Here is a 12,542-nt window from a genome sequence, read left to right on the forward strand (position 1 = left end):
GTTCGCGCGATCCTCCGCTTTTTGCTGCGTATGGTCACTACCTGTCACGCAAAGTGTTCCCATGAACATCCACAGCGCCCAGGTGCGACAGACTGCCGTCACGTTGTTGCGCAACGGTAGTAGGAACGCTGACGTGGCCCGCCAGTTCAACATCCCTTTGGGCACAGTCAGCTACTGGAAGTACATGGATCGCGCGAAGCGCGGCGAGTGTCCCGGACGCGTCCAACCGCCATGCCCGCGATGCGAAGGCGAATTGAACTCCCTGGCGTACTGCTACCTCCTTGGCCTCTACCTCGGCGACGGCCACATCGTCCAGAACCGCACGATGCGAGTCCCCAGCCTGTCCATCTCCTGCGCCGATGCTCATCCCGGACTCATGGACGAATGCGAGCAAGCCATGCGGTCAGTCTTCTCTAGGAACTCGGTCTGCCGGGTGTCCCGGAAGGGCTGCCACGAGGTGAAGTTCTACTCCAAGCACCTCTGGTGCCTGTTCCCCCAGCACGGTCCCGGCAGGAAACACGAGCGGCCAATCGTCCTCGAACCCTGGCAGCAAGCCATCGTCGACGCTCACCCCTGGCAACTGATCCGGGGCCTCATCCACTCCGACGGATGCCGCATCACCAACTGGACGACGCGCATCGTGGCCGGCGAGCGGAAACGCTACGAATACCCCCGGTACTTCTTCACCAACGTCTCCGACGACATTCGGCGACTCTTCACCGACACCCTGGAAAAGCTGAGCGTCGAGTGGACACACTGCCTCCGCGACGGAAACCCCTACAGCATCTCCGTGGCCAAGAAGGCGCACGTAGCCTTGCTCGACACCCACGTAGGTCCCAAGCACTGACCCGACCAGCCCCTATTCCGGACTGTCGTCCTCCCCGATGTGGTGTACGCGCACCAGGTTCGTGGAGCCGGAGACTCCGGGCGGTGAGCCGGCCGTGATCACCACCACGTCGCCCTTCTCGCAGCGGCCGTATCGCAGGAGCAGGTCGTCGACCTGGTCGACCATCGCGTCCGTGGAGTCGACGTGCGGGCCGAGGAACGTCTCGACGCCCCAGCTGAGGTTGAGCTGGGAGCGGGTCGCCGGTTCCGGGGTGAAGGCGAGGAGGGGGATCGGGGAGCGGTAGCGGGACAGGCGGCGGGCGGTGTCGCCGGACTGGGTGAAGGCGACGAGGAACCTGGCGCCCAGGAAGTCGCCGATCTCGGCCGCGGCCCTGGCGACGGCGCCGCCCTGGGTGCGGGGCTTGTTCCGTTCGGTGAGGGGTGGGAGGCCGGCCGCGAGGATGTCCTCCTCGGCGGCCTCGACGATCTTCGCCATGGTGCGGACGGTCTCCACCGCGTACTTGCCGACGCTGGTCTCCCCGGAGAGCATCACGGCGTCGGTGCCGTCGATGACGGCGTTGGCGACGTCGGAGGCCTCGGCGCGCGTGGGGCGGGAGTTCTCGATCATCGAGTCGAGCATCTGGGTGGCGACGATCACCGGTTTGGCGTTGCGCCTGGCCAGCTTGATGGCGCGCTTCTGGACGATGGGCACCTGTTCCAGGGGCATCTCGACGCCGAGGTCGCCGCGGGCGATCATGATTGCGTCGAAGGCGGCGACGATGTCGTCGATGTTCTCGACCGCCTGCGGTTTCTCCACCTTGGCGATGACGGGCAGGCGGCGGCCTTCCTCGTCCATGATCCGGTGGACGTCCAGGATGTCGCGGCCGCTGCGGACGAAGGAGAGGGCGATGACGTCGAGGCCGGTGCGCAGGGCCCAGCGCAGGTCCTCCTCGTCCTTCTTGGAGAGGGCGGGGACCGAGACGGCGACTCCGGGCAGGTTGAGGCCCTTGTGGTCGGAGATGACGCCGCCCTCGAGGACGCGGGTGTGGACGCGGGGGCCGTCGACCTCGGTGACCTCCAGGCACACCTTGCCGTCGTCCACGAGGATGCGTTCGCCGGGTGACACGTCCTCGGCGAGGCCCGCGTACGTGGTTCCGCAGATCCGGCGGTCGCCGGTGACGCCTTCCTCGACGGTGACGGTGAAGGTGTCTCCGCGTTCGAGGAGTACGGGTCCTTCCGCGAAGTGGCCGAGGCGGATCTTCGGACCCTGAAGGTCGGCGAGGGTGCCGACGCTGCGGCCGGTCTCGTCGGAGGCCTGGCGGACGTGGCGGTAGCGCTCCTCGTGCTCTGCGTGGTCGCCGTGGCTGAGGTTGAGGCGGGCGACGTCCATTCCGGCTTCGACCAGGGATTTGATCCGGTCGTAGGAGTCGGTGGCGGGGCCCAGTGTGCAGACGATTTTGGCTCGGCGCATGAGACGAGCCTATGGCTTACCGGGCGGTAGCGAATTCGGCGGAGGTGAGCGCTCAACCACCTTTGGGTGAAGCGCCGTTGACAAGTGTTGAATTGTGCGGCCGGCCGCTCCGATGAGCATCCGCACGGTGGCCCGGTTTGCTCGAACGGGTGAATTCAGAGGGGCGGGGGGACCATCGTGAATTGCGCTTTCACCTCGGCCCGTATCCGCATCCGCTGCGGTTCGAGGTCCAGGGGCTCGGGCGGTGTGTCCTCCGTGGCGGCGGCGGACATCCGCAGGGCCCGGCGGCCGAAGGCGCTCCGGGGGCGTCCGGTCGCGGATTCGGTGCCCGTGTCGGCCAGCTCGATCAGGGCGGCCACCGAGGTGTCCAGTGCTTCGGCGTACTCCGTCGCGCGCCGTACGGCGTCCCGTACCGCCTGTCGTCGGACCTCGCGGTGGACGGGTGAGTCCGGGCGCAGCTCCCACGAGGGTCCGTCGATCCAGGTGAGGTCGAGGTCGGCGAGGCGGGTGGTGAGTTCGCCGAGGGCGGTGAAGTCGGTCAGCTCGGCGGTGAGGTGGACGCGGCCGTGGTGGGTGCGGACGCGTTCGCCGCGGCCGTGCTGAGCGAGTTCGGGGGTGAGGGAGACGGCGCCGGTGGACACGTCGGTCACGGCGTCGCCGTAGGACCTGATCAGGTTCAGGGCCTCGGTGTTGCGGCGGGTGAGGTCGTCGAGGGTGGTGCGGCGGTCGCGGCCGCGGGCGGTGACGGTGATGCCGAGGCGGGCGATCTCGGGGTCGACCTCGAGGGTGCTCTCGCCTCGGACGACGAGGAGGGGGGCGTCCGGGGTGCCGTGGGCGGCGGGGGTGGCCATACGCCCCACTCTGGCAGGCCTTACTTGGTTATGGGGTGGGTCCGGGGAAGGTCCGGTCACCAGATCGAAACCTCTGGGGTCTGTTGTCGTTCGCCGCGGGCGGGTCAGAATCTACGCGCGTTCGTCTGCGCGCGCCCCTGTCCGCGCGCGTTCGTTCTACGCGCGTCATTGGTCGTCCCGAGGAGCACAGCATGCCGTTGAACCGCCGGAAGTTCCTGAAGAAGTCCGCCGTGACCGGGGCGGGGGTGGCGATCGCGGGCGCGGTCGCGGCGCCGGCGGCGCAGGCGGCGAACTCGGAGAAGCGGGCCAAGCCCGCCAAGCGGTACTCGCTGACCGTGCTGGGTACGACGGACCTGCACGGGCATGTCTTCAACTGGGACTACTTCAAGGACGCGGAGTACACGGACGCCAAGGGCAACGCGCAGGGCCTGGCGCGCATCTCGACCCTGGTGAACGGGATCCGTGCGGAGCGGGGCCGGGAGAACACGCTGCTGCTGGACGCCGGTGACACGATCCAGGGCACGCCGCTGACGTACTACTACGCCAAGGTGGACCCGATCACCGCCAAGGGTGGTCCGGTGCACCCGATGGCGCAGGCGATGAACGCGATCGGGTACGACGCGGTGGCGCTCGGCAACCACGAGTTCAACTACGGCATCGAGACGCTCCGCAAGTTCGAGGAGCAGTGCGACTTCCCGCTGCTCGGGGCGAACGCGCTGGACGCCAGGACGCTGAAGCCGGCGTTCCCGCCGTACTTCATGAAGACGTTCTGTGTGAAGGGCGCGCCGCCGGTGAAGGTGGCGGTGCTGGGCCTGACCAATCCGGGCATCGCGATCTGGGACAAGGCGTACGTGCAGGGGAAGCTGACCTTCCCGGGTCTGGAGGAGCAGGCGGCGAAGTGGGTGCCGAAGCTGCGGTCGATGGGCGCGGACGTCGTCGTCGTGTCGGCGCACTCGGGCTCCTCGGGCACGTCGTCGTACGGTGACCAGCTGCCGTACGTCGAGAACTCGGCGGCGCTGGTGGCGCAGCAGGTGCCGGGGATCGACGCGATCCTGGTCGGGCACGCGCACGTGGAGATCCCGGAGCTGAAGGTCGTCAACGCGAAGACCGGGAGGACGGTCGTGCTGTCGGAGCCGCTGGCCTATGCCGAGCGGCTGTCGCTGTTCGACATCGAGCTGGTCTTCGCCAAGGGCCGCTGGAGTGTCGAGTCGGTGGCGGCGTCGGTGCTGAACTCCAGCTCGGTCGCCGACGACCCGAAGATCACCGAGCTGCTGTCCGACGAGCACGCCAAGGTCGTGGAGTACGTCAACCAGGTGGTCGGCACGGCGACCGAGACGCTGACCACGGTCGAGGCCCGTTACCGGGACGCCCCGATCATCGACCTGATCACCAAGGTGCAGGAGGACGTGGTGAAGGCGGCCCTGGCGGGGACGGCGTACGCGTCCCTGCCGGTGATCGCGCAGGCGTCGCCGTTCTCGCGGACCTCGGAGATCCCGGCCGGCGACGTGACGATCCGGGACCTGTCGAGTCTGTACGTGTACGACAACACGCTGGTCGCGAAGTTGATGACGGGTGCTCAGATGCGGGCGTACCTGGAGTACTCGGCGGAGTACTTCGTGCAGACGGCGGCGGACGCGGTCGTGGACGTGGAGAGGCTGACGAACGCCGGCGGCCGTCCGGACTACAACTACGACTACGTGTCGGGGCTGTCGTACGACATCGACATCGCGCAGCCGGCCGGCTCGCGGATCAAGAACCTGACGTACGGCGGGGTGGCGCTGGACGACGCCCGGCAGTTCGTGCTGGCGGTGAACAACTACCGGGCCAACGGCGGTGGAGCCTTCCCGCACGTGGCGTCGGCGCGGGAGCTGTGGGCGGAGTCGACGGAGATCCGGACGCGGATCTCGGAGTGGGCGACGGCGAAGGGCGTGCTGGACCCGAAGGACTTCGCGTCGGTGGACTGGAGGCTGACGCGCAACGGTACGCCGGTGTTCTAGCGGTTGTGTTCCGGCGCGGACGCGGGGGCGGTGGGGAGGGTCTCCCACCGCCCCTTCGTCGTCGGTCAGCGGCCTTCGAGGAGGGGGGTGAGGGTGGACGGCCGGCGGGCCGGCGGGATGTGGGGCTGGGGGTCGAGGCCGAAGGTGGTGAAGGCGGTGCGGCGCGGGAGGGGGTAGTTCTCCTTGCCGGTGAGGGTGTTGAGGATGGTGGCGCTGCGCCAGGCGGCGAGGCCGAGGTCGGGGGCGCCGACGCCGTGGGTGTGGCGTTCGGCGTTCTGTACGTAGACGTGGCAGCCGGAGCCGGTCACCGACGGGTCGAGGACGAGGCGGAAGTGCTCGTCGACGCGGGGGCGTTCGGCGCTGTCCCGGCGGAGGTAGGGGTCGAGTCCGGCGAGGACGCGGTCCAGGGGGCGTTCGCGGTGGCCGGTGGCGAGGACGACGGCGTCGGTGGTGAGGCGGCTGCGGGTGTTCTGCCGGATGTGTTCGAGATGGAGTTCGATCTTGGTGGTGGCGATGCGGCCCGCGGTGCGGACGCGGACGCCGGGGGTGAGGACGGTGTCGGGCCAGCCGCCGTGCAGGGTGCGGCGGTACAGCTCCTCGTGGATGGCGGCGAGGGTGTCGGCGTCGATGCCCTTGTGGAGTTGCCACTGGGCGTCGACGAGGTGGTTGCGGGCGTTCTCGGGCAGGGCGTGGAAGTAGCGGGTGTGGTCGGGGGTGAAGTGTTCGAGGCCGAGTTTGGAGTACTCCATGGGGGCGAAGGCCTCGGTGCGGCCGATCCAGTGGAGCCGTTCGCGGCCGGCGGGGCGGTGGCGCAGGAGGTCGAGGAAGACCTCGGCGCCGGACTGTCCGGAGCCGACGACGGTGACATGGCCGGCGGTGAGGAGGGCGGCCCGGTGGTCGAGGTAGTCGGAGGCGTGCAGGACGGGGACGCCGGGGGCGTCGGTGAGGGGGCGCAGCGGGTCGGGGACGTAGGGCTCGGTGCCGATGCCGAGGACGACGTTCCTGGTGTGGGTGCGGCCGAGGGCCTGGGCTTGGCCGTCGGCGTCGAGCTGGGTGTGGTCGACCTCGAACACGTCGTTCTGGGGGTTCCAGCGGACGGCGTCGACCTGGTGGCCGAAGCGCAGTGCGGGGAGGCTCTCGGCGACCCAGCGGCAGTAGGCGTCGTACTCGGCGCGGTGGGTGTGGAAGCGTTCGGCGAAGTAGAAGGGGAAGAGGCGTTCGTGGGTCTTGAGGTAGTTGAGGAAGGTCCAGGGGCTGGTGGGGTCGGCGAGGGTGACCAGGTCGGCGAGGAAGGGGACCTGGACGCGGGCGCCGTCGATGAGGAGGCCGGGGTGCCAGTGGAAGGCGGGGCGCTGTTCGTAGAAGACGGCGTCGAGTTCGGCGAGGGGCTGGGCGAGGGCGGCGAGGGAGAGGTTGCTGGGGCCGATGCCGATGCCGACGAGGGAGCGGGGGGCGTCGGGGGCCTGGTGGGCGGGGGTGTTCATGCGGGGGTGTGTCCTTCCACCGTTTTCAGGAGGGCGGCCAGGTCGTCGGGCCGGGTGTGGGGGTTGAGGAGGGTGGTCTTGAGCCAGAGCCGGCCGTCGGGCCGGGCCCGGCCGAGGACGGCGCGGCCTTCGGTGAGGAGCCGGCGGCGTATCAGGGCCACGGTCTCGTCGTCGGCGCCCGTGGGGCGGAAGAGGACGGTGCTGAGGGTGGGGGTGTCGTACAGCTCGAAGGCGGGGTCGGCGGCGACCAGGGCGGCGAACTGCTGGGCTTGGGCGCAGACTTGGTCGACGAGGGCGCCGAGGCCGGTGCGGCCGAGTGTCTTGAGGGTGACGGCGATCTTGAGGATGTCGGGGCGGCGGGTGGTGCGCAGGGACCGGCCGAGGAGGTCGGGGAGGCCCGCCTCGGTGTCGTCGTCGGCGTTGAGGTAGTCGGCGCGTTGGTGCAGGGCGGTGAGGTCGTCGGCGTCGCGGACCGCGAGGAGGCCGGCGGCGGCCGGCTGCCAGCCGAGTTTGTGCAGGTCGAGGGTGACGGTGTGGGCGGCGTCGAGGCCGGTGAGCAGGGCGCGGTGGCGGTCGCTGAACAGCAGGCCGCCTCCGTAGGCGGCGTCGATGTGGAGTCGGGCGCCGTGTGCGGAGCAGCGGGCGGCGATGTCGGGGAGGGGGTCGATGAGCCCGGCGTCGGTGGTGCCGGCGGTGGCCGCGACGAGCAGCGGGCCGGGCAGGCGGGTGAGGGCCTCGTCGAGGGCGACGGGGTCGAGGGTGCCGGCGGGGGCGGGCACGACGACAGGTTCGGGCAGCCCGAGGAGCCAGGCGGCGCGGGGCAGCGAGTGGTGGGCGTTGGCGCCGTGCACGAGGCGTGGGCCGGCGCCGAGCCGTTCGCGGGCCAGGAGGAGGGCGAGGTGGTTGGACTCGGTGCCGCCGGTGGTGACGAGGGCGTCCGCGAGGCCCGCCTCGGCGGCGAGCGCGCGGGTGACCAGCGCCTCCAGCTCCGAGGCGGCCGGGGCCTGGTCCCAGGAGTCGAGGGACGGGTTGAGGACGCTCGCGGCCAGGTCGGCGGCGGCCGCGACGGCGAGGGGCGGGCCGTGCAGGTGCGCGGCGCACAGCGGGTGGGCGGGGTCGGCGGAGCCTTCGGCCAGGGCACGGATCAGGGTGTGCGGGGCGGCGGGGTCGCCCCGCTCCGGCAGGACCTCCCCGACGGCCGCGCGCAGCCTGGCGGCCACCGCGTCGGGGCCGCCCGCGGGCAGGGGGCCGCCGCGGGCGCGGGCACCGGCTTCCAGCGCGTCGAGGACGGTGGCGAGCAACGGCCGTAGGGCGGCCGCGCCTTCGGGGCCTGAGGCGAGGGGCGGCGTGCGCATGGGCTCCTCCGGAGGGCGGGGAGTCCCAGTTTGTCGGTGGTTACGACGAGGTGCCCTGGCTGTACGGTTTCTGGACCCGAAAGTGGGAGGTTCCACCGGGCGTCGCGCGGCCGGTCCGGGGGCCGCCGCCCCCGGACCAGCCGGTTCCGCCGGTGGACGGGTCCCGTCCTCAGGCGCCCGGCGGGGCGGTGGTCAGCCCTGCCTCACCCGCAGTGCCCGGCCCAGGTCGTCCAGCTGGTCCGCCAGCTTGCGGCGCAGGGACGGGGTCGGGTCGGCCTCGCGCAGGCAGGCTTCGCCCAAGGCCAGGCTCTCGGTGTCGACGGCGTACGCGGGGAAGGCCCAGCGTCCGGCGGCGTCCGCGATGGCGGGGCCGCGGCGGGCGGCCACGGCGAGCGCGTCGTCGTAGAAGCGGGGCACGTACGGGCGTACCAGGTCGGCCTGCTCGGGCTGCCAGAAGCCCTGGGCGGTGGCGGTGAAGAGGTAGTTGGACAGGTCGTCGCTGTCGAACATCGCGGACCAGGCCGCCCTCTTGGCCTCCTCGTCGGGCAGGGCGGCACGGCAACGGGCGGCGCCTTCCCGTCCGTTGGCGGAGGGGTCGCGCTTCAGTTCAGCGGCGATGGCGCCTTCGTCGGTGGCGCCGAGGACGGCCAGCCGGGCGAGGACGCGCCAGCGCAGGTCGGGGTCGAGTTCGGGTCCGCCGGGGACCGTGCCGTCGGCGAGCCAGGCGGCGATGGTGTCCGGGTGGGCGGCGACGGCGATGAAGTGGCGTACGGCGATCAGGCGCAGGCCGGGATGGTCGCCGTCCTCGGTGCGGCGGATGAGGTCGCGGCACAGGGAGGACAGGGTCGCGAGGGCGGCGGGGCGTTCCTCGGGGGCGAGGTAGCGGTCGGCGACCTGCGTGGAGGCGAAGGCGAGGACGCCCTGGACGAGGGCCAGGTCGGTCTCGCGCGGGAGGTGGCCGCGGGCGGTCTCCAGGTAGGCGGCGGGGGCGAGTTCGCCGTCGCGGACCGCGTCGCGCAGGGCGTTCCAGACGACGGCGCGGGTGAGCGGGTCGGGCAGCCGGGAGAGGCTGGTGCCGACGGCCTGCGCGGAGGCGGCGTCGAAGCGGACCTTGGTGTAGGTGAGGTCGCCGTCGTTGAGGAGGAGCAGCGCCGGGGGCTTGCCGATGGGCTGCGGGGCGCTCTGCGGGATGTCGACGTCGAGGCGTTCGCGCAGAGTGAGGCGGCCCTCGTCGTCGGAGAGGTCCTGGTCGTAGAGGCCCACGGCGATGCGGTGCGGGCGGCTGCCGGTGTGCTCGACGGTGAGGGCGCAGGTGCCGGTCTCGGTGGTGAGGGTGGGGGTGAGGGTGTCGACGCCGGTGGTGCGCAGCCAGGCGTCGGCCCAGGCGTGGACGTCGCGCTCGGTGGAGGAGGCGAGGGAGTCGATGAAGTCGGCGAGGGTGGCGTTGCCGAACCTGTGGCGCGCGAAGTGGGTGTTGATGCCGGCCAGGAAGTCCTTCTCGCCGAGCCATGTGACCAGTTGGCGCAGGGCGGAGGCGCCCTTGGCGTAGGAGATGCCGTCGAAGTTGAGGAGCGCGGAGGCGGTGTCCTGGACGTCCTCGGGGGCGACGGGGTGGGTGGAGGGGCGCTGGTCGGCGTCGTAGCCCCAGGCCTTGCGCACGACGCCGAACTCGGTCCAGGTGTCGGTGAAGCGGGTGGCCTCCGCGGTGGTCTGGTAGCCCATGTACTCGGCGAAGGACTCGTTCAGCCAGATGTCGTCCCACCACCTGAGGGTGACGAGGTCGCCGAACCACATGTGGGCCATCTCGTGCGCGATGACCATGGCGCGGGTCTGGCGTTCGGTGTCGGTGACGGCGGAGCGGTAGACGAAGTCGTCGCGGAAGGTGACGAGGCCGGGGTTCTCCATGGCGCCGGCGTTGAACTCGGGGACGAACGCCTGGTCGTAGGAGTCGAAGGGGTAGGGCTCCTCGAACTTCTCGTGGTAGCGGTCGAAGCACGCGCGCGTGACGTCGAGGAGTTCGTCGGCGTCGGCGTCGAGGTGGGGTGCGAGGGAGCGGCGGCAGTGGATGCCGAAGGGCAGGTCGCGGTGTTCGGTGCGCACCGAGTGCCAGGGCCCGGCGGCCACGGCGACGAGGTAGGTGGAGATCAGGGGGGTGGGGGCGGCCCGCCAGCGGCCCTCGCCGAGGTGCTCGGTGATGCCGTTGGCGAGGACGGTCCAGCCTTCGGGGGCCTTGACCGACAGCTCGAAGACGGCTTTGAGGTCGGGCTGGTCGAAGGCGGCGAAGACGCGCTGGACGTCGTCCATGAACATCTGGGTGTAGACGTAGGTCTCGCCGTCGGCGGGGTCGGTGAAGCGGTGCATGCCCTCGCCGGTGCGGGAGTAGCGCATGCTCGCGGCGATCCGCAGTTCGTGTTCGCCGGCGGCGAGGTTCTTCAGGGGCAGCCGGTTGTCGTCCAGGGTCTCCGGGGCGAGGGTCTGGCCGTCGAGGAGGACGGAGCGCAGCTCGGCCGGCTTCAGCTCGACGAAGGTGTCGGCGCCCGTGCGCGCGGCGAACCGGATCACGGTGACGGACTCGAAGGTCTCGTCGCCGGTGGTCAGGTCCAGCGCGACGGTGTAGCGGTGGACGTCGAGGAGCTGGGCACGGGTCTGCGCTTCGTCGCGCGTCAGTACGGACATGCAGGCCATGCTGCCCGATACCGCAGGCCGGGCACAGGGGCGGATCCGGTACGCGCCGTTTGTCCACCCTTCGCGCGGGCGCCCGGACGGCGGGATTCCGGTGGTGGCGGCGACCGGTCGGGGCTACGGCGCCGTGGGGCCCATGGACGTCCCGGTCAGCCGCTCGGCGACGAGTCGCGGGTGGCCGACGGCGTTCTGCACGGGCCGGTCGCGCGGGCCTCCGTGTCGCGCTGGACGGGGACTCGGGGGTCCTGCCTCTCGGCTTCCCGCACCCGGGTCCGCAGCGCGCGCGTCTCCTCCTGGAGGGCGACGTAGCGCTGGTGGGCGTCGTAGAGGTGGCGGACCTCGGTGCGCAGGGCCAGCGGGTCGACCGGTTTCATGACCAGGTCGGCGACGCCGAGGCCGAACGCGGTGGAGGTCAGCTCCTGGTCGGGGCCGAAGCCGGTGAGGAGGATGACCGGTATGTGCTGGGTCTGTTCGAGACGGCGCAGGTAGCGGACCACGTCCAGGCCGCTGACGCCGGGCATCCGCACGTCGAGCACGAGGAGGCCGACCCGGCCGCGCAGCACCTGCTTGAGCGCCTCGTCGCCGTCGGTGGCGCGGGCGATGCGGTGGCCCAGCGGGGCCAGGGCGTTCTCCAGGGCGTACACGTGTCCTGGTGGTCGTCCACGATCAGGATCCTGGCATCCGGCGGCATGACCGATGTCCCTCCCGCGATGGGACGACCAGCTTGGACCGGCCGGCGGTCGCGGGGAGGGAGAAGGAGCCCCGTGACGCCGCCCCCACGGCGGCCCGGCCTTCGCCCGCGTGTCCTCCCGCGCGGGCGCCCGCCGGCCGACGCGCGGCACCCGCGAAGGCGCGTACGGCGCCCGCCTCGGCGGGGCCTGGGCGCGCCGTCCGCGGGCCGACCGAGACGGTCCGGAACGGGTGCGCCGTCCGGGACCGACCGAAGCGGTCAGACGGGTGCCCCGTCCGCGGGCCGACCGAGACGGTCGGACGCCGTGGGCCGCCTGCGGACTACCCACGCGGGCCGGGTGCGCCTGTGGAACCGGCCCCGGCGGTCGGACGCCGCGGACCTCGGCGGGGTACCCGTCGGGATCCGGTGCGGCGGCTTGGGGACCGGCCGTGGCCGTCAGACGCCGTGGACGGTCCGCGGGGTCCTGGCAGGGCACGGGTGCGCCGTATCGCGACCGGCGGCGGTCGGACGCGGACGCCGTGGGCGGCCGGCGGGGCACCCACGGGGGCCGAGGTCGGACATCGTGGACGGCCCGCGGGGCGCCCACGCGGGCCGGGTGCGCCTGTGGAACCGGCCCCGGCGGTCGGACGCCGTGGACCGTCGGCGGCGTACCCGTCGGGATCCGGTGCGGCGGCTTGGGGACCGGCCGTGGCCGTCAGACGCCGTGGACGGCGTCCTCGGCGATGCGCTCGTGGTGGCGGATCACCTCGGCGATGATGAAGTTGAGGAACTTCTCGGCGAACGCCGGGTCCAGCTTGGCGCTCTCGGCGAGGGCGCGCAGGCGGGCGATCTGGCGGGCCTCGCGGGCCGGGTCGGCGGCCGGCAGCTGGTGGCGGGCCTTGAGGTGGCCGACCTGCTGCGTGGCCTTGAAGCGCTCGGCGAGCATGTGGATGACGGCGGCGTCGATGTTGTCGATGCTGTCGCGCAGCCGGGCGAGTTCCTCGTGGACGGCGGGGTCGGCGTCACCGGTTCCGGTGTTGCTGGTGGTCATGAGCGTTCACCCTAGTGCGTCGCTCCGGAGGGCCGGCGGCCGCGTGATCCCCGTCGCCGGGGCCTCGTGGGGCGCTGTCCCGGCGGTCCTCGCCGGGCCCGCCGGCACCGGTTCCTCGTACAGTGGAAGCGGGTGCACGGCGTCTTGGGGGTGCGG

Annotated in this window: 8 protein-coding genes and 1 pseudogene; 2 read left to right on the top strand and 7 right to left on the bottom strand. The window is 71.7% G+C overall.

Going from position 1 to position 12,542, the window contains the following annotated elements:
• Positions 1 to 61: 61 nt before the first annotated feature.
• The gene (locus ACFYO5_RS01170; protein WP_388702781.1) at positions 62 to 847 is read left to right on the top strand and encodes a helix-turn-helix domain-containing protein; all 786 of its coding nucleotides are present in this window, start codon (positions 62 to 64) and stop codon (positions 845 to 847) included.
• A gap of 12 nt (positions 848 to 859) precedes the next feature.
• Here the strand turns inward: ACFYO5_RS01170 and pyk are convergent, their stop codons facing one another.
• Both pyk and ACFYO5_RS01180 read right to left on the bottom strand, forming a co-directional pair.
• On the bottom strand, positions 860 to 2,296 hold the full coding sequence (pyk, locus tag ACFYO5_RS01175; RefSeq protein WP_388702783.1) for a pyruvate kinase: 1,437 nt from the start codon (positions 2,294 to 2,296) through the stop codon (positions 860 to 862).
• A gap of 155 nt (positions 2,297 to 2,451) precedes the next feature.
• Positions 2,452 to 3,147: an SIMPL domain-containing protein gene (locus ACFYO5_RS01180; RefSeq protein WP_388702785.1), complete on the bottom strand. Its 696-nt coding sequence runs from the start codon at positions 3,145 to 3,147 to the stop codon at positions 2,452 to 2,454.
• Between the two features lie 191 nt (positions 3,148 to 3,338).
• Between ACFYO5_RS01180 and ACFYO5_RS01185 the strand changes: the two genes are divergently transcribed.
• Positions 3,339 to 5,144: a bifunctional metallophosphatase/5'-nucleotidase gene (locus ACFYO5_RS01185; RefSeq protein ID WP_388702788.1), complete on the top strand. Its 1,806-nt coding sequence runs from the start codon at positions 3,339 to 3,341 to the stop codon at positions 5,142 to 5,144.
• A gap of 65 nt (positions 5,145 to 5,209) precedes the next feature.
• On the opposite strand, the gene ACFYO5_RS01190 is transcribed toward ACFYO5_RS01185, so the two are convergent.
• The 5 genes and pseudogenes from ACFYO5_RS01190 to ACFYO5_RS01210 form a co-directional block, all read right to left on the bottom strand.
• Positions 5,210 to 6,628: a lysine N(6)-hydroxylase/L-ornithine N(5)-oxygenase family protein gene (locus ACFYO5_RS01190; protein ID WP_388702791.1), complete on the bottom strand. Its 1,419-nt coding sequence runs from the start codon at positions 6,626 to 6,628 to the stop codon at positions 5,210 to 5,212.
• Complete coding sequence (locus ACFYO5_RS01195; RefSeq protein WP_388702793.1) at positions 6,625 to 7,983, bottom strand: pyridoxal phosphate-dependent decarboxylase family protein; 1,359 nt, start codon at positions 7,981 to 7,983, stop codon at positions 6,625 to 6,627. Before ACFYO5_RS01195 ends, ACFYO5_RS01190 begins: the two co-directional genes overlap by 4 nt.
• A gap of 192 nt (positions 7,984 to 8,175) precedes the next feature.
• Positions 8,176 to 10,659: an aminopeptidase N gene (gene pepN / locus ACFYO5_RS01200; protein WP_388702795.1), complete on the bottom strand. Its 2,484-nt coding sequence runs from the start codon at positions 10,657 to 10,659 to the stop codon at positions 8,176 to 8,178.
• Positions 10,660 to 10,814: 155 nt separating this feature from the next.
• Positions 10,815 to 11,356: pseudogene (locus ACFYO5_RS01205) on the bottom strand (two-component system response regulator).
• Positions 11,357 to 12,050: 694 nt separating this feature from the next.
• Positions 12,051 to 12,386, bottom strand: coding sequence for a chorismate mutase (locus ACFYO5_RS01210; RefSeq protein WP_356558782.1), 336 nt, complete (start codon positions 12,384 to 12,386; stop codon positions 12,051 to 12,053).
• Positions 12,387 to 12,542 lie beyond the last annotated feature (156 nt).

It is taken from the genome of Streptomyces sp. NPDC006259 (assembly GCF_042870975.1).
Taxonomy (GTDB): Bacteria; Actinomycetota; Actinomycetes; order Streptomycetales; family Streptomycetaceae; genus Streptomyces.